General features: G+C 29.4%; 16 protein-coding genes and 1 tRNA gene. 7 read left to right on the top strand and 10 right to left on the bottom strand.

What is annotated here, in order from left to right:
- Positions 1-6: 6 nt before the first annotated feature.
- Both ybeY and OYT91_RS13550 read right to left on the bottom strand, forming a co-directional pair.
- Positions 7-426 carry an rRNA maturation RNase YbeY gene (ybeY, locus tag OYT91_RS13545; RefSeq protein ID WP_269224357.1) on the bottom strand — a complete coding sequence of 140 codons (420 nt, stop codon included), beginning with the start codon at positions 424-426 and terminating at the stop codon, positions 7-9.
- Entirely contained in the window at positions 423-3,728 is a 3,306-nt protein-coding gene (locus OYT91_RS13550) for a DUF4175 family protein (RefSeq protein WP_281238388.1), read from the bottom strand. Before OYT91_RS13550 ends, ybeY begins: the two co-directional genes overlap by 4 nt.
- 166 nt (positions 3,729-3,894) lie before the next feature.
- On the opposite strand from OYT91_RS13550, the gene gltX reads away from it, so the two are divergent.
- On the top strand, positions 3,895-5,406 hold the full coding sequence (gene gltX, locus OYT91_RS13555; protein ID WP_281238389.1) for a glutamate--tRNA ligase: 1,512 nt from the start codon (positions 3,895-3,897) through the stop codon (positions 5,404-5,406).
- 96 nt (positions 5,407-5,502) lie between these two features.
- Positions 5,503-6,492: an SPFH domain-containing protein gene (locus OYT91_RS13560; protein WP_281238390.1), complete on the top strand. Its 990-nt coding sequence runs from the start codon at positions 5,503-5,505 to the stop codon at positions 6,490-6,492.
- Positions 6,493-6,511: 19 nt separating this feature from the next.
- On the opposite strand, the gene OYT91_RS13565 is transcribed toward OYT91_RS13560, so the two are convergent.
- The 4 genes from OYT91_RS13565 to OYT91_RS13580 form a co-directional block, all read right to left on the bottom strand.
- The gene (locus tag OYT91_RS13565; RefSeq protein WP_269224355.1) at positions 6,512-6,766 is read right to left on the bottom strand and encodes a DUF6327 family protein; all 255 of its coding nucleotides are present in this window, start codon (positions 6,764-6,766) and stop codon (positions 6,512-6,514) included.
- A gap of 2 nt (positions 6,767-6,768) precedes the next feature.
- Positions 6,769-7,119, bottom strand: coding sequence for a competence protein (locus OYT91_RS13570; protein ID WP_281238391.1), 351 nt, complete (start codon positions 7,117-7,119; stop codon positions 6,769-6,771).
- 12 nt (positions 7,120-7,131) lie between these two features.
- Positions 7,132-7,461, bottom strand: coding sequence for a YtxH domain-containing protein (locus OYT91_RS13575; protein WP_269224353.1), 330 nt, complete (start codon positions 7,459-7,461; stop codon positions 7,132-7,134).
- A gap of 554 nt (positions 7,462-8,015) precedes the next feature.
- Complete coding sequence (locus OYT91_RS13580; protein ID WP_281238392.1) at positions 8,016-10,112, bottom strand: glutamine--tRNA ligase/YqeY domain fusion protein; 2,097 nt, start codon at positions 10,110-10,112, stop codon at positions 8,016-8,018.
- A gap of 239 nt (positions 10,113-10,351) precedes the next feature.
- On the opposite strand from OYT91_RS13580, the gene folB reads away from it, so the two are divergent.
- Both folB and OYT91_RS13590 read left to right on the top strand, forming a co-directional pair.
- The gene (gene folB, locus OYT91_RS13585; RefSeq protein WP_269224351.1) at positions 10,352-10,720 is read left to right on the top strand and encodes a dihydroneopterin aldolase; all 369 of its coding nucleotides are present in this window, start codon (positions 10,352-10,354) and stop codon (positions 10,718-10,720) included.
- A gap of 84 nt (positions 10,721-10,804) precedes the next feature.
- Positions 10,805-10,875: transfer RNA gene (locus tag OYT91_RS13590), tRNA-Cys, on the top strand.
- A gap of 1,117 nt (positions 10,876-11,992) precedes the next feature.
- Here the strand turns inward: OYT91_RS13590 and OYT91_RS13595 are convergent.
- From OYT91_RS13595 to rnr, 3 genes are all read right to left on the bottom strand, one after another.
- Positions 11,993-12,670, bottom strand: coding sequence for a LysE family translocator (locus OYT91_RS13595; protein ID WP_281238393.1), 678 nt, complete (start codon positions 12,668-12,670; stop codon positions 11,993-11,995).
- Between the two features lie 127 nt (positions 12,671-12,797).
- Positions 12,798-13,463, bottom strand: coding sequence for a head GIN domain-containing protein (locus OYT91_RS13600; RefSeq protein WP_281238394.1), 666 nt, complete (start codon positions 13,461-13,463; stop codon positions 12,798-12,800).
- 38 nt (positions 13,464-13,501) lie between these two features.
- The gene (gene rnr, locus OYT91_RS13605) at positions 13,502-15,682 is read right to left on the bottom strand and encodes a ribonuclease R (RefSeq protein ID WP_281238395.1); all 2,181 of its coding nucleotides are present in this window, start codon (positions 15,680-15,682) and stop codon (positions 13,502-13,504) included.
- 107 nt (positions 15,683-15,789) lie between these two features.
- Between rnr and OYT91_RS13610 the strand changes: the two genes are divergently transcribed.
- Entirely contained in the window at positions 15,790-16,023 is a 234-nt protein-coding gene (locus OYT91_RS13610) for a putative signal transducing protein (protein WP_269224348.1), read from the top strand.
- Between the two features lie 803 nt (positions 16,024-16,826).
- On the top strand, positions 16,827-17,258 hold the full coding sequence (gene rpiB, locus OYT91_RS13615) for a ribose 5-phosphate isomerase B (protein WP_269224347.1): 432 nt from the start codon (positions 16,827-16,829) through the stop codon (positions 17,256-17,258).
- A gap of 69 nt (positions 17,259-17,327) precedes the next feature.
- On the opposite strand, the gene OYT91_RS13620 is transcribed toward rpiB, so the two are convergent.
- Positions 17,328-17,606 carry a DUF1294 domain-containing protein gene (locus tag OYT91_RS13620; RefSeq protein WP_269224346.1) on the bottom strand — a complete coding sequence of 93 codons (279 nt, stop codon included), beginning with the start codon at positions 17,604-17,606 and terminating at the stop codon, positions 17,328-17,330.
- Between the two features lie 89 nt (positions 17,607-17,695).
- Here OYT91_RS13620 and OYT91_RS13625 point away from each other — a divergent pair, with 89 nt between their 5' ends.
- Positions 17,696-18,520: a BRO family protein gene (locus OYT91_RS13625; RefSeq protein WP_281238396.1), complete on the top strand. Its 825-nt coding sequence runs from the start codon at positions 17,696-17,698 to the stop codon at positions 18,518-18,520.
- Positions 18,521-18,523 lie beyond the last annotated feature (3 nt).

The raw sequence follows: 18,523 nt of genomic DNA on the forward strand, positions 1-18,523 counted from the left end.
TTTTAACTACTGTTTCACGTGGAACATAGCAATTTTTTCATCTTCTTTGTTGCGCATAAGTTTTTCATCGGATGAAGATTTATCTTTATATCCACAGTAATGTAAAACACCGTGAACTAATACGCGTTTCAATTCGTCTTCAAATAAAGTATTATAATCTTTTGCATTATCAATAACTCTTTCGATAGATACAAAAATATCACCACTAATTTCATTACCCATAGTGTAATCGAAACTTATAATATCAGTAAGTGTATCATGATTAAGATACTCTAAGTTAATCTTGTGAAGGTATTCATCATCACAAAAGATATAATTAATTTCACCTTCTGTTTTCTTTTCAGAAAGAATAACAGCGCTTAACCAAGTAGCAATTGCATCTTCGTTATCTAAATTAAAATCGGATTCGTAGTTAAAATTGATCATTTATGTTTGAAATATACTTGAACTTTTTGATTAAAATTCGAGCGCAAAGGTAACGATTGTCTATTTAATATTTCGATGCTATTTAAATAATCTGAAAGAACCTTAGGTAAAGGATTAGATTGATTCGAAAAGTTTTTAAAATTGGTCTCCGATTGTCGTTTTGGATCTTCACCCTGCAATCGAATAGCAGTTTCTAATTTTAAAAGTTCTTGTTTAATATTATTCATTTTTTGAATGGATTCATTACTAAATCCTTTGTTTAATAACAGCTTTTCTAATTGCTTCATTTGTTCTAAAGTATTTTGACCATTATTATCTAAGCCTTTTTTATTTAATTCATCTTGTAAAGCTTCACGTAATTGCTGCTGCTGTTTATAGATATCCATCGTGGCTTTAGCGTCACCTTCACCATCACTATTTATATCACCATTTTGTCCTTGACTTTTACCAGATTGAGAGCCTTTAGTATTACTGTCTCCGGGTTTGTTTCCTTCACCAGGTTTGCTACTTGGTTTCATTCCTTGTTTAATTTTATCTGACAATTCTCCTTGTTTTTTTATAATATCAGGTAATTGCATTCCTGAACCTTGACCTGGTTTTGGCTTACCGCTACTACTTCCTGACATTTGCATTTGCATACTATTTAAAGAATTACTCAATAAATCAGCCAATTTATTAGCAGATGAAATTGCATATTGTTGTTGTGAAAAACCTTTAGAAAATTGGGATTCTGTTAGACTTTCAATTGATTTATCAATATTGTATTGTACATTGGCGACTTCCTTAGTTACGGATTCAGCAATTTTTGGTTGACGTAAAGACAATGTAAAAAGACTATCGTCTATGTGTTTGAATTGTGTTTTTAAATTCTGTTGTGTTTTTATATATTTATTAAAAGAAGGTGAACCTATTTTAGTTGCTTTAAATTGATTCATTACGTCCTCTTGAGAAAAAGAATAAGCCAATAAATTATCTAATATTTGACGAAGCATTTTTACATCTTCTTCAATTTGATCTTTAGCTGAATCTTCCATAGACTTCTCAATTGATTTAGACATCTCTTGCATTTTTTTGGCAGCACTTTTTTGACTTGGTTTAGCCTTAGTTTTATTGTTGTTTTGCAAATCTGAACTTGCTTTGTTAAGATCTTCTTTTATACTTTTCTCCATATCTAAATCAGAAGGAATATCCATAGGAGATTTTAAATCATCATTATCTTTGTTTAAATTTTTCAACTCTTCTTGAATAGCATCAAATTCTTCAGATAATTTCTTTTGTTCCTCAAGCGTATTTTCTTTATCACTCTCAGATAATTTATCTTCTTTTTGAGATAATTTATGTAATTTATCAGCTAATTGTTCAGCCTTTTTTTCTACATAATAACGTTTGGTCAACTCTACTAATTGAGCTAGATTTCGATTTTGACTTTTACTGTTTTCTTTATATTTTTCTAATTTTTGTACAAAGTCTTCATCCTTTATTTTTTTGTTTAATTCATTAAGCTCGTCCAATAACTTTTTATTTTTATCAAATTCTTTAGTTGTATTATCTAACCGTTTTTGAAGTAATTCTTTTTTATCATCAAATTGATTAACATTCGATTTATCCAAATTGTTCTTCATTTTATTAGCAAACTCTTTCATTAAATTATTTTGTAATTGCTGTTGATTTACAAAATCATTAATTTTTTGGCGATCTTTAAAATTCAAATCATTCTTTTCTTTATTCATTTGTTGCAATTTCTCTAAGTCCGAAAATTGCTTATCTTGTTTAGAAAGTGTTTTTTGCAAACTGTTGATAGTACTATTTTGTTCATTTAGCAAAGAATTTTGTTTCTCTTCATCAGATAAAATTCGATTTGAAAACACACTGGAACGAGAACTTTTAAAATGATGAATGGCATCATTATCAAAAACCTCAAAATAAAAATCATAATTAGTGCCTTTTACTAAATCAAGATTACTAGGAAATTCAAAAACAAATTGATCAAAAGTAGCCTGTTTGATAGCAATTGTTCCACGTTTGACATTTACAGGTTTTCCAGATTCGTAATATACAATTTGCAATTTTGACAAACCATAATCATCTGATAGTTGACCAATAAAATAAGCATTACTAATAGCCAAGCTGTCTGATGCTTTGGTAATATTAATGGTTGGAAACTGATCTTTGATAACATTTATTTGATAATTTAATTTTTCAAAGTTTTTTATAGCATTATTTGATGTAATTATTTGATATTCTGTATTTTGAACTATGTTTTTAGTCAATTGAAAAGAATTAGAACTCTTTGAGAATGGAAAGGTTTTAAAATCATTAGACCACATCATATTCTGTGTAGCATTAGTACTTATTATCCAAGTAACTTGAGTTCCTTCAGGAATAATGGCGTTTCCAGTACCTTTAATAATAGTGCTTTTTAAATTTAGATAAGCAGGATAAACTAAATTCATTTGGAAATTAGAAATTGTCGGAACAGCTATAACTTTTAATTCATAATCAGAAGATACTACATCATTGGCTTTAATATAAAATGAAATAGTATTTACAGGCTTTGTGATTTTGAATTGAAACTCACCAGGTTTAATAGTTTCTAAAAAATAGCTTTCTTCACCAATAAATATCATAGCACTTTCAGGTACAATTTTACCTTGAGTTTTAATATGTAAAATAAAATCTTTGTCTTGTTCAGTAACTAAAGTTGAATTTAATATTCTAAAAACAAACGGTGCTGGAGGTGAAAAAGCAGCATTAAAATGCACTACCCTATTTAAACTTTGGGATATAATTAAACTATTTCCAGAAACAAAAAAATAGATTAAAAGAAGAATTGGAAAAATAGCTAGCGGTAAAAACTTTTTATTAGCACGAAAATTAATAGCATTTCCAAAAGGTATTGGTCGCAAAGCATTTGCTTTTTGATCAATAGAAGCTAATAATAATTCGGAATTTTCAACTGAAAAATTCGATTTTGACAGTTGTAAATAGTTTATTAAAGTATCGTTTACTTCAGAAAAATGATTTCCAATAATCAATGAAGCCTGTGTATAATCGATTCCTTCTTGAAATTTAAAAATTTTAAAAATTGGAAAAAAAATAAAACGAACTAATAAAAAACCTTCAACAATGATAAAAATCCAAAATAACAAAGTTCTTCCTTGTGGCTTTAACCAAAGGAAATACTCAATAAAAAGAGTAAAAAGAAAATAAATTAATCCTAAACCAATAAAAAAAATGATTCCCCGGATTAATTCATTAGTATAATACTTCTTTATAAAAGCTTCAAGTTTTTGTTGTATCAAATTAGAATGTTCCAAAATTATAGTACTGAATTAATAACCAATAAAAGTAATAATTTTAATGCGTAATAAAATGTAAATAAAACATAATATTAGCCTATTGAATAAACAATTAGTACATCTATTAAAACGAAAATTGAAATTGTATATTTGCAAAAAATTTATAATAATGTCTAAACCAGTTCGTGTGCGTTTTGCACCTAGTCCAACAGGACCTTTACATATTGGCGGAGTACGTACCGCTTTATTTAATTATTTGTTTGCAAAAAAAAATGGAGGAACTTTTTATTTACGAATAGAAGATACCGATCAGAACAGATTTGTACCAGGAGCAGAAGAATACATACTAGAAGCCTTAGAATGGTTAGGAATTTCTCCTGATGAAACGATTGGAAAGAATGAAAAATTTGGTCCATACAGACAAAGCGAAAGAAAACATTTGTACAGACAATACGCAGATCAATTGATTGAATCAGGAAATGCCTATTATGCGTTTGATACAGCAGAATCATTAGATAACCATAGAAAAAAACATGAAGCCGAGGGTAAAACATTTATTTACAACCATCACAATCGTGAAAAACTAGATACTTCATTAGTACTTTCAAAAGAAGAGACTGTGAAAAGAATTGCAAATAATGAAGATTATGTAATTCGTTTTAAAACACCTGTAAATGAAATTTTGCACTTACAAGATAGTATCCGTGGTGAAGTAAAATTTGATACCAATCTTTTAGATGACAAAGTATTATTCAAAAGTGATGGAATGCCTACCTATCACTTGGCTAATATTGTAGATGATCATTTAATGAAAACTACACATGTAATACGTGGTGAAGAATGGTTGCCTTCAATGCCTTTGCATGTAATGTTGTATCGTGCTTTTGGTTGGGAAGCACCAGAATTCGCCCATTTACCTTTAATACTTAAACCTATAGGTAACGGAAAATTATCCAAACGTGATGGAGATAAAATGGGATTTCCTGTTTTTCCTCTAGAATGGACAACTACAGAAGGAGTTTCATCTGGTTATAGAGAAAAAGGATTTTTCCCAGAAGCTGTGATAAACTTTTTAGCCTTGTTGGGTTGGAATGACGGTACAGATAAAGAACTGTTTTCTTTAGAGGAATTATCACAAGCTTTTGATTTAAAAAGAGTGCATAAATCTGGAGCTAAATTTGATCCAGAAAAAAACAAATGGTTCAATCACCAGTATTTAATGAAACAAGAGGATCTGGTATTGGCAGAACAGTTTTCTAAAATTATTGAATCGAAAGATTTGAATCGATATTTCTCATTAGTTGACTTAGCTAAAATTGTATCTCTTATAAAAGAAAGAGCTGACTTCGTTTCTGAATTTTATGAAATGAGTAATTTCTTTTTTATAGCACCAACAAGTTATGATGAAAAAGCAAGTAAAAATTGGAAAGTCGAAACGCCAGCATTAATGCAAGAATTGATATCCGTACTTGAAGAAATAAGTGATTTTACATCAATAAATATTGAAACTATCGTCAAAGATTGGATGACCAAAAATGAAATTGGAATGGGAAAAGTAATGCAACCCTTCCGATTGAGTTTAGTAGGAGCACTCAAAGGGCCTCACCTATTTGACATTGTTGAAGTCATTGGTAAACAAGAAACGATTTCAAGACTCCAAAATGCCATAACCGCATTCTAAAAAAAATAAAAGCTTCCAAATAATTGGGAGCTTTTTTTATTTGTAACTTTAAAGTTATTCTTACGTATAACATGTACAAACTAAAAAACAGAAACTATGAACATTGCTCTAATTTTTTTAATCATTTTTGGATTTATTATTTTCCTCTCTTCCTTTTTTACAGTAAAACAACAAACCAGTATTATCGTGGAACGTTTTGGTAAATTTCATAGTATAAGACAATCTGGTTTACAATTGAAAATACCATTAATAGATCGAATAGCCGGAAGAGTAAATTTAAAAATTCAACAATTGGATGTTATTATTGAAACAAAAACTAAAGATAACGTATTTGTAAAACTAAAAGTTTCAGTACAATTTATGGTAGTTAAAGAAACCGTATATGATGCATTTTATAAATTAGAATATCCACATGATCAAATTACCTCTTACGTGTTTGATGTTGTACGTGCCGAAGTTCCTAAGTTAATTTTGGATGATGTGTTTGAAAGAAAAGATGATATTGCTATAGCTGTTAAAAGGGAATTGAATGAAGCAATGACAACGTATGGATATACAATAATAAATACGTTAGTAACAGATATTGATCCAGATATTCAAGTAAAAAATGCCATGAACAGAATAAATGCTGCTGATAGAGAGAAAACGGTTGCTGAATATGAAGCAGAAGCATCAAGAATAAGAATTGTTGCAAAAGCAAAAGCAGAAGCAGAAAGTAAGCGTTTGCAAGGTCAAGGTATTGCAGATCAAAGAAGAGAAATTGCAAAAGGACTTGTGGAAAGTGTAGATGTTTTAAATAAAGTAGGGATAAATTCACAAGAAGCTTCAGCATTAATAGTGGTAACACAACATTATGATACTTTACAGGCTATTGGAGCAGATGCAAATTCAAACTTAATTCTGTTACCTAATTCACCGCAAGCTGGAAGTGAAATGTTAAATAATATGGTGGCCTCCTTTTCTGCATCTAACCAAGTAGGTGAAATGATGAAAAAAAACAAACCTAAGGTAAAAATAAAAAAAGAAGATAAGTATACAAATCCAGATTTAACAATTCAACCAGAAACAGATACAAATGAAATATAATAAAAATAGAAAAAGAGGCTTAATCGCCTCTTTTTCTATTTAGAAAATAACTGATAATAAATGGAACAATAGTTTTAATAATTACAAGTAGTTTATTAGGAATTGCTTCTTTGTAGGGAGCTAGAAAACCACTAACGATATTTTGAGGAGTAATAGCATCTCTAGTTTGTTGTACACTTAAAACTAATTTTTGATAACTAATTTCTTTTTCTAATTTTAAAATTTCTAATTCACGATCAATTTCTGCGTAGGATGAATACTTTTTAGTTTCCATAATTAATCATTAAAAAAGATTTCCGAAAATTTTTCTAAGATTGGACCTTCAATTATTTTATCTTTAACTAAAAATAAAAGAAAAGTAGCAACAAGATAAAAACCACCAATAAGAAGAAAACCAAAAGCATAACTATTGTAATAAGTACCAATTGCCAAAGCTGCAGCAACAGAACCAAATAGTAAAACCATACTAAAACATAACAAAATTAAAGTAAACTTTAAAATCATAGTAGTAGATTTCATAGCTACCTTAAAACCCCATAACTTATAATATGAGGCTGAAGTTTCAAAATAAGCATGAGCTTGATCTTGAATATTCTCTGTTTTTTCTTTTATTTCATCAAAAACCATAGATGCTAAAATTTATTTTTGAAATTTAGCATTTTTCAATTTAAGTTCCGCAAGTTTATTTTCTAAAAAAGAAATAACATCTTCAGTTTTATGACTAAGAGTGGAAACAATATTTTCATAATTTCCATCGATATCATCTTTGGCAATTAAAACTTTTCCAATTATTTTATCTGATACATCATATAATTTGTCTTGAAGATTGTGTTTGGCATCATCAAAACCATCTTTTAACTTTTCTCTAGTTTTAGAACCTTTATCTGGTGCAAACAAAATTCCTATTCCTGCACCAATTGCTGCACCTGCTAAAATTGCAACTATTGTATTTCCAGTATTATTTGACATGATAATTACTTTTTTAAAATTATACATATAAATTTACAACTTTATTAACAAGAGTATGTTAACAAGCCGTTAAAGTGTAAAACAAGACTACAAAAGTTAAAATAAAGATCCGTAATGATTAAAATACACAAAAACGTATAAGAACATTCCAATAAATAAATAGTTCTTTAAAAAAGATATATAGAGCTTGATTTTAATCAGTTAATACTATTGAATTAGTTATAATTATAGAATATATTAATAATAATAAATAATTATAACATCTATATTATTAATAAAAAATTACAATATAATTATAAAAGGAAAAAAAACAATAAATAAAAGAGATAAAAAGGCTTTTTTAAAATAAAAAACGAAAAATAACACTTTTAAGATACTAATTTTAAAAATACATATTTATGTATAAAATAAACAAATAAAGGTCTTAAAATTAAAATATAAAAGTTGTTTTTAATATATAATATCTATTACTAAAAAATAATTAATAAAAAAATATAATAATAAAAAAAGCGCTTTTAAAAAAGCGCTTTCAATAGATGAATACTATAATTAGTTTATATAGAATTTAATACTTCCAAGACTTTCTCATTCTTTTCTGTATTTCTTAAATCTGTGATTTGTGATTCAAAAAAGGAATCATTAACAGCATCTTTTTTAATATTCAATAAAACGAAAATACGAACATTAGCTAATTGACTTTTCAAAGACATAGAATATAATTTATGAAGTATATCTTGATCAATATCTTTGGGAGTCACTTTATCAGAAAAATGTAAAAGTAGATTAGCAAATAATAAAGAATTATTATCATTCTTTACATTCTTTGTAACTGTTTGACAAAGCAAACTAAAATTATCTATAGATTTAATGTTATCAACAATATTGTTTAAAAGTATAGAAGCATTTTTTTCTTCTTTTTCTTTTACATATTTATTGATATCTTTTTGGGTATTCATTAATAAATTGGCTTCTTTTTTATCCTTCTCTTCCCAGGTATCTTTAAGACCAACCGTTTTATTAAATACTAAATTTGAATCAATTGTATCTTTATCAACAACAAAATAACCCAAACGTTGAAATTGAAAATGAGTACCAATATTTGCATGTAATAAACTTGGTTCCACAAAACCTTTAACGATTTGTAATGAAGAAGGATTCATAAATTCAAGAAAACTCTTTTCCTTATGACTGTCAGGAGCCTCATCGATAAACAAACGATCATACAAACGAACTTCTACTTCAACAGCTGTACTTACAGCTACCCAATGCAAAGTTCCGGCAACTTTTCTTTGACTCGCTTCACTCCCACTCCCACTTCTGGAATCCTCATCATAAGTTACATGAATCTCCGTTATTAGACCTTTAGAATCTTTTATAACATGTTCACCTTTAATAATATAACCATTTTTAAGACGAACTTCATTACCTATACTCAAACGGAAAAATTTAGCAGGAGCTACTTCAAGAAAATCATCTCGTTCTATGTATAATTCACGAGAAAAAGGGACTTTTCTAAAACCAGCAGATTCATCTTCTTGATTATTTTCAGCTTCAAGCCACTCCTCTACTCCAACTGGATAATTGGTAATTATGACTTTTACAGGATCTAAAACTGCCATAACTCTTGGCGCTGTTTTATTTAAATCTTCACGTAAACAGAAATCCAAAAGAGAAACATCTATTATATTTTCACGTTTAGCAACACCAATTACCTCACAAAACTTACGAATAGAGGCAGCAGTATAACCACGTCTTCTTAAACCTGAAATAGTAGGCATTCGAGGATCATCCCAACCATTAACTATATTTTCCTGAACCAATTGCAAGAGCTTTCGCTTACTCATTACAGTATAATTCAAATTTAATCGAGCGAACTCATATTGGTGCGGACGAACTTTATTTTGATCATAAATTTGATCCAAAAACCAATCGTATAATTCACGGTGCATTACAAATTCTAAAGTACAAATAGAATGCGAAATTTGTTCAATGTAATCACTTTCACCATGAGCATAATCGTACATAGGATAAATATTCCATTCATTTCCTGTACGATGATGATGACGATGCAATATTCTGTACATCAATGGATCACGCATTAACATATTAGTAGAAGCCATATCAATTTTAGCTCTTAAAACATGACTACCTTCTGGATAATCGCCATTTTTCATTCCTTCAAACAGCGTTAAATTTTCTTCGATTGAACGATTTCTAAAAGGACCATCAACACCTGGTTGAGTTGGAGTACCTTTCTGAATTGCCATATCTTCAGAAGACTGACTGTCAACATAAGCTTTACCATTTTTTATCATAGTAACAGCCCAATCATATAATTGTTGAAAATAATCTGAAGAATACAATTCTTCAGTCCAATTGAAACCCAACCATTTTAAATCTTCTTTAATGGCATCAACATATTCTTGCTCTTCTTTAGCTGGATTTGTATCATCAAAACGTAAATTAACAGGCGCATTATATTTTAAACCTAATCCAAAATTAAGACATATCGATTTTGCATGGCCTATGTGTAAATATCCATTAGGTTCTGGTGGAAAACGAAAGCGTAATTTGTCTTGAGGAAAGCCGTTAGTTAAACTGTCTTCTATAATTTGTTCAATAAAATGAAGTGATTTCTCTTCTGATGCCATTTTTAAATAATTTTAGCAAAGATAAAAAATAGATGATAGATAATGGCCAATAAGATAATAGACTTTAAAGAAAAAACAGTTCCTTATTTTTAATACATTTGTATAAAAACTTTGTTTAATTAACAAAAAAAGAAAATATTAAAGATGTAAAAATCATTGAAAAAATGATGTCGTTGATAAAATAAATATTTAAAATCAAAATGATTTTAAAAAATTACTTAAATCCTAAAAGATAAAAAATGGGAACAATAAAATTAAAAAACATACGTACATATTCATATCACGGATGTTTAATAGAAGAAGGTAAAATAGGATCAGATTACAGTGTAGATTTAGAAATAAGAACTAATTTAAAACTATCATCTGAATCGGATAATTTGAATGATACGGTAGATTATGTTCATTTAAATACAATTGTAATAGAAGAAATGGCTATTCGATCTAATTTATTAGAACATGTAGCCAAAAGAATTATCGATAGAGCATTAGCAGAACTTGAAATGATTTCAAAAATAAAAGTAGGTGTTTCTAAAATAAATCCTCCTATTGGTGGTGATGTAGAAGCGGTTACCATAGAAATGGAAGAAGAGCGTTTTTATAATTTATAAGAATTGAGATAAAAAAAGAAAAAAACTAACTTTAAACTTTTAAACTTTAAAATTTTAAGTTACTTTTGCCATCCGTTCAACAATGGCGTCGTGGCCGAGCGGCTAGGCTGGGCTCTGCAAAAGCTCCTACTCCGGTTCGAATCCGGACGATGCCTCTAAAACCTCTAAAGTAATTTAGAGGTTTTTTTTATGTCTCATTTTTAGAAAAAATGAAGTAAACTTAAGGTTCGAATCCGGACGATGCCTCTAAAACCTCTAAAGTAATTTTAGCCGTATTTTTTATGTCTCATTTTTAGAAAAAATGAATTAAAGTTAAGGTTCGAATCCGGACGATGCCGCTAAAACCTCTAAAGTAATTTTAGCCGTTTTTTTTTATGTCTCATTTTTATAAAAAATGAAGTAAAGTTAAGGTTCGAATCCAAACGATAACACTAAACCTCATAAGCAATTCAGTAGTTTTTTTTATGTCAAATTTTTATAAAAAATGAAGTAAAGTTAAGGTTCGAATCCGGACGATGCCGCTAAAACCTCTAAAGTAATTTTAGCCGTATTTTTTATGTCTCATTTTTAGAAAAAATGATATAAAATTTATGTTCGAATCCAAACGATAACGCTAAAACCTCTAAAGCAATTCAGCCGTATTTTTTATGTCAAATTTTTAGAAAAAATGAAGTAAAGTTAAGGTTCGAATCCGGATGATGCCGCTAAAAACTCTAAAGTAATTCAGCCGTATTTTTTATGTCTCATTTTTAGAAAAAATGATATAAAATTTACGTTCGAATCCGGATGATGCCGCTAAAAACTCTAAAGTAATTCAGCCGTATTTTTTATGTCAAATTTTTATAAAAAATGAAGTAAAGTTAAGGTTCGAATCCGGACGATGCCGCTAAAACCTCTAAAGTAATTCAGCCGTATTTTTTATGTCTCATTTTTATAAAAAATGAAGTAAAATTAAGGTTCGAATCCGGACGATGCCGCTAAAAACTCTAAAGTAATTCAGCCGTATTTTTTATGTCAAATTTTTAGAAAAAATGAAGTAAAGTTAAGGTTCGAATCCGGACAATGACTCAAAATCACTAAAGCAATTAAGCCGTATTTTTGTGATATTTATATAAAAAATGATGTAAAATTTATGTTCAAATCCAGACGAAGTATCAAAACCACTAAAGTAATTTTAGCTATTTTTATTTAATTATTTATAATAATTACAAATTATTAGCAAAAAAAAAGAGACTTATTAAAGCCTCTTCTATATATTTTTTTATTCAAAAATTATTTCTCTATTTTCTCAAAAGCATTTTTTACCATTTGCTTTTCTTTGGGAAACCAGCCCTGAAAAATTAAAACCAGTCCGAAAATCATTAAAACTATACTTATTCCCCTTTTAATTTTATAGATATTAGTAGGCGTCATTTTGTGTTTTAATTGTTTTGCCAAAACTATTTTTATACAATCAATTCCTAAATATGTTAATATTACAGAAATAAAAAAAGTAAAAACTCTTGAAGTTTCCATTTCTAATTTTGGACCTACAGAAATAATAACCGCCAACCAAAAACCTAGCACACCAATATTAATAATATTAAGAAAAAAACCTTTTAGAAAAAGTCCCAAATAATTCTTTTTTATAATCTCATTATCAATGGTTTTAGTATTTACTTTCTTTTCTTTTTTGGTTCCTATAAAAGAAATGAAACCATATGCCATCATAATAAATCCTCCAAAAATAAATAAGGAAGAATTATCATTTAAACTTTGAATCAATCTGTAACTACCCAAATAAGCAATTGTTATAAAAAAAACATCTCCTAAAACAACCCCTAAATCAAAAACCAAAGCAGCTCTAAATCCTTTAATAATACTGGTTTCCAGTAAAATAAAAAATACAGGGCCAATCATAAAACTCAATAGAACTCCCCAAGGAATACCCGTTAAAATATCGTTTATCATTAAAAAATGACTTTAAAAAATTAAAAATTAGTAATTACTAGTAATTATTAAGAGTTACTAAGATACTAAGTCTATATTAAAATTAAATACAAAATTGAGAAAATATGAATTTAGGTATCTCAGAAACTTATTTCTGAATAACAGTTCCACCCATTAGAGTTTCCTGTCTAATTTCTTTTGGTTTACCATAAATCATAACAGTTCCTCCAGCTTTAACTTTTGCATCAACGAGCGTACTGGCTTTTATTTCAGCACTACCACCTGCAGCAATACTCACGTTAGTTTGGGATGTTTCAAACTCACTTGCTTTTAAAATTCCTCCAGAATTGATTAAAACAGTTTGAGAGACTGCTTTACCTGTTACAATTATTATTCCGCCTGAATACGCTTTAATTGTTGTTTTATCCACATCTAAAACCACTGTAATACTAGCACCTTCTTGAGTACTTAAATCAAAAGTAGTCTGTTTGATAGTATCGGTACAAGATACAGTACTTCCTTCATTTGCATCAATAGATTGAATTTTTTTGTAATACAAAACTACTTTTGCTTCATCTCCTGTCATCATCTTTGTTAAAGGCATCCGTATTTTTAAAAGTCCATTCTTATTAACAACTTCGACTTTATTATGACTTATTCCTGTGATAACAGCTTTATTTTCGTTTGAAGCAATTAAAGAAACACTTAATTTATCAAATACTTTTACATCATCAAAATCCTTAAGTTCAATGGTTGTTTGAGCAAAAGCGAACTGAATAAAAAACATAAAACTTACTACAATTATCTTTTTCATTTTATAAAAATTTAATTATTTAAATCATTTATATATTTTTATTCATTCCTTTTAATAAAATTGAAATCCAATTGTTTTTTAACTAAATCAGCATTTTTAACCTTAACATAAATCTCATCACCCAACTGCAATAATCGATTAGAATTCGCACCCACTAAGGCATATTGCTTCTCGTCAAATGTATAATAATCTTCTTTTATGTCACGGGTTCTAACCATTCCTTCACATTTATTTTCTATAATTTCTACATAAATACCCCATTCTGTAACCCCAGAAATAACACCTAAGAATTCTTGATCCTGATGGTTCTGCATGTATTTAACTTGCATATATTTGATAGAGTCCCTTTCAGCATTCGTTGCTAAACCTTCCATAGTTGAAGAATGTAAACATTTTGCTTCATAAGTTTCTTCATCTACTGATTTACCTCCATCCAAATAATACTGTAATAATCGGTGTACCATAACATCTGGATAACGACGGATAGGCGATGTAAAATGCGAATAATAATCAAAAGCCAAACCGTAATGACCAATGTTATCCGTAGAATATTTAGCTTTACTCATGGATCGAATAGCAAGAGTATCAATTAAATTTTGCTCTTTTTTACCGTTTACTTCTTCCATCAAAGCATTCAATGATTTGGAAATATCACCCTTATTTCTAAAATCAATTTTATAACCAAACTTAGCAATTAAATTTTGCATGGCTATTAATTTGTCTTCATTGGGCTCATCGTGAATTCTATAGATGAAAGTTTTCTTTTGTTTACCAATGTATTCAGCGACTTTTCTATTAGCCAAAAGCATGAATTCTTCAATCAAATGATTGGCATCTTTTGAAACTTTAAAATAAACACCTTCTGGTTCACCTTCTGGATCTAAATTGAATTTTACTTCTACTTTATCAAACGAAATAGCACCTTCGTTCATTCTATTTCTTCTGAATATTTTGGCTAATTGATCCATTTTTAGGGTAGCAGCCACGATTTCATCTGAAACTACATAGGAAGTTCCAGTAATCGAAATATCAACAGGAATTGTATTGTCCTTGGTTTCTATGATGTATTGCGCTTCTTCATAAGCAAAACGCTGATCGGAGAAGATTACAGTACGACCAAACCATTGGTTCACCACTTGACATTTCTCGCTGATTTCAAAAATAGCAGAGAACGTATATTTTTCTTCTTGAGGACGCAACGAGCAGGCAAAATTAGACAGCACTTCGGGTAACATTGGCACTACCCTATCCACCAAATAAACGGATGTTGCTCTTTGATAGGCTTCATCATCCAATATGGTACCTTCTTCCAAATAATAAGAAACATCGGCTATGTGAACTCCAATTTCATAATTTCCATTTTCTAATTGTTTGAAAGACAAAGCATCATCAAAATCCTTGGCATCTTTTGGGTCAATCGTAAAAGTCAACGTATCGCGCATATCACGACGTTTGGCAATTTCACTGGCTTCAATTGATGTATCAATTTTTTGGGCAAAGGTTTCTACTTCAATAGGAAACTCGGCTGGCAATCCATATTCGGCCAAAATAGCATGAATTTCGGTATCGTGTTCTCCTGGTTTTCCAAGCACTTTTACCACTTTTCCAAAAGGGCTATCGGCTCTGGATGGCCAATCCTCAATGTGGACTAAAACAACATCTCCTTGCTCCGCCTCCCCTATTTTATCTTTTGGAATAAAAATATCGGTGTACATTTTAGGATTGGCAGTCGAAACAAAAGAGAAATTCTTTTGAATGTCAATCACTCCAACAAAGTCAGTTTTATATCTTTCGATCACTTCAATTACTTCACCTTCAGCTCTTCGACCACTTCTTTTGTTATAAACATACACTTTTACGGTATCTTTATCCAGAGCGTGATTTAGATTATTGGATGGAATAAAAACATCTTCTTCAAATTCAGGACAAATGAAATAGGCCGTTTTACGACCCGTCATATCAATTGTACCTTCGTAATACTCTTTACTGGCAGCTTTTATTAAATATTTTCCAGGTTCAGATTCTATAATTTTCTTGGAAGCGGCCAAAATCTTTAAATCCTTTATGATTTGATTCCGACTTTGAGTGTCATCAAGTTCTAACTTTGCTCCTATTTGCTTATAATTAAATGCTTTATTGGCATTTTGCGATAATATTTTTATAATTTTATCTGAGAAATCTTTCTCTTTCTTTATCGGCTTTCTTATTCTTTTACTCATGTATCTTTTCTTAAAAGTCTAAAATTACAAAATTGTATTCACTATTCCCTATTCTACCTAGAGTTTTAAACTATTAATAACTTTATTACTTTTATAAAAAAAATAAAATGAAAGACTTTAAAACGATTGCCATATTTAATTATCCACATGAAATTGTGGTACTTAGACATATTTTGGATCAGGAAGGAATTCATTATTTTTTCGAAAATGAACACATTGTTTCCATTGACCCGTTGGCAAGCTTTGCTTTTGGCGGAATCCAACTCAAAGTGCATCCAAACGATTTTGAACAAGTTCAAGAAATACTAGACAATTTGAATTCAAAACTTTCAATTGTTTGAAAAATTTAAACTTTCAATTTAATTTTTTTGTTTTCAAATTTCAACTTTCAATTTAATTTTTTTGTTTTCAAATTTCAACTTTCAATTTAATTTTTTTGTTTTCAAATTTCAAAGTTGTCAACATATATTAAATACAACAAAAAGAAAATTTAAATTAAATTAATTTTTTAATGGTTATTATAGTGTGTTAATAGTTACTATAAATTTCTATAAAAATGTACTGAAATGAAGTTTTAGGTTTTTATATTGAGTTATTAACATCGTTATTGATACTTAAATATTTAGTTTTTAGGGAGTTTTTTAAAATAATTAACAACTGTTAACAAATCAAAAATTATATAAATTGTAAATAAGTGACTTTGTGTTTTTTGTTTACAACCCAATTTTAAGTATTGATAACTTTTCTAAAAATTCATTAAACTTTATTTGGATTTCTGATATAGGTTTTGGATTACTTATTTTTTGTTTACAAACTCAAAAAACTTCTAAAATTCTATCCAAAGTTATAAACATTTTATGTTAACTTAAGGTTAATTGAATATCAAGTAGTTAGCTTTTACTATTAACAATGCAAAATATTAACATTATAATTATATTCTGTGTACTGATTTGCAGACTATTGTATATTTATGAAAATGTTAATAAACTCCAAAATTTCTAAGAATCAAATAGTTGCGTTTTTATTTAAAAAAATAGAATTTTGAAGTTTAATCTTTATCTATTATTACAACTGAAAAATACTTTTTGTATTGTATCTAAAATACTTTGGTTAAATTTGCAATTCAAAAACTAATTCAGAAAAAATGAAAATTTCGATAGGGAATGACCACGCCGGACCAGATTATAAAAAAGCAATTGTTCAATTTTTAGAGTCAAAAGGGCATCAAGTGACCAATTATGGTACAGATACAGAAGCTTCTGTTGATTATCCTGATTTTGGGCATCCTGTTGCAACGGATGTTGAAGAAGGTAAAGCTGATTTTGGTATTGTGATTTGCGGAAGTGGAAACGGAATTGCAATGACTGTTAATAAGCATGCAGGTGTTCGCGCCGGTTTGTGTTGGACTAAAGAGATTGCTTATTTAACGCGTTTGCATAATGATGCTAATATTGTGAGCATTCCAGCGCGTTTTACGTCTATTCCGCAAGCTGTAGAAATTGTTGAAACGTTCTTAGCTACCGAATTTGAAGGAGGAAGACATCAAAATAGAGTGAATAAAATTGCTTGTCAATAAAAAAATCCGCGGGGTGCTTTGCACCAAAATTTAGTAAAAGCTCAGTCTAAAACTGGGCTTTTATTGTTTTTAAAGTTGAATAATGTAGTTTGATATCAATAAATAAACAGTCAAAATTTGAATTAGTGTAATACTGAAAAATTTTAGCAAGTAACTTGTTTTAGCCGTTTTGTGTCGAAAAATCGACATCGCAAGCAATGAACCAATGGTACCACCAAGCGCCACCCAGAACAGAAGTGTTTGTTCGGATATTCTTCTTTTATTATTTTTTGCTAATTTTTTGTCATAGCCTATTAACACAAAAGCAATTAAATTAACAAGAAAAAAAGTAAATATTAATAATACCATTTAAATAGAAATAAAAGTCAAAGATAGCAGAAGTTTATTATTTTTCTTATATTTAAAGTCTTTATTTAAGCCTTAAAAATGTATGTAGTATGAGCCCAATTAAATTATTTGAACAAAAAAAAGTACGTAGCCATTATGATGCTGAAAAAGAAATTTGGTATTTCTCGGTTATTGATGTAATCGAAATTTTGACCGACAGCGTTAATCCAAGAGATTATTGGTATAAAATGAAAATTAGGGTCAATACTGAAGACGGGCTTCAACTGTCGACACTTTGTCGACAGTTTAAAATGCTTGCGGAAGACGGCAAAAACCGACTGACAGATACTGCAGATACAGAAACTTTGTTACGTTTAATCCAATCCATTCCCTCTCCAAAAGCGGAACCTTTCAAACAATGGTTAGCCAAAGTTGGATATGAACGCATGCAAGAATTAGCAGATCCAGCGCAAAGTTTAGATCGTGCCCGCGAAAATTGGCAAAAATTAGGTCGAAGCGAAAAATGGATTCAGCAACGAATGACGGGACAGGAAACTAGAAACAAACTTACCGACTATTGGAAAGAAAGCGGAGTTGAAAAGCAGGACGAGTTTGCAATGCTTACCAATATTATTCATCAAGAGTGGACAGGATTATCTGTAAAAAAACACAAAGAGGTCAAGGGTCTGGAAGCCCAAAACCTTAGGGATCACATGAGTGAGGCAGAATTGATTTTTACCGCATTGGCTGAACTTTCTACCAGACAAATTGCAGAAAGCGATAAAGCCAAAGGGCTTATCGAAAATGCAAAAGCAAGCAAAAAAGGAGGTGCTATTGCCAAAAATGCTCGTATTGCTTTGGAAGATAAAACTGGGAAAAGCGTAGTAACTGGCGAGAATTTTTTGCCTCCCGCAAAAAAAGAATTAAATGAATAGAAA

The sequence above is a fragment of the Flavobacterium praedii genome (genome assembly GCF_026810365.1).
In the GTDB taxonomy this organism is placed as follows: domain Bacteria; phylum Bacteroidota; class Bacteroidia; order Flavobacteriales; family Flavobacteriaceae; genus Flavobacterium; species Flavobacterium praedii.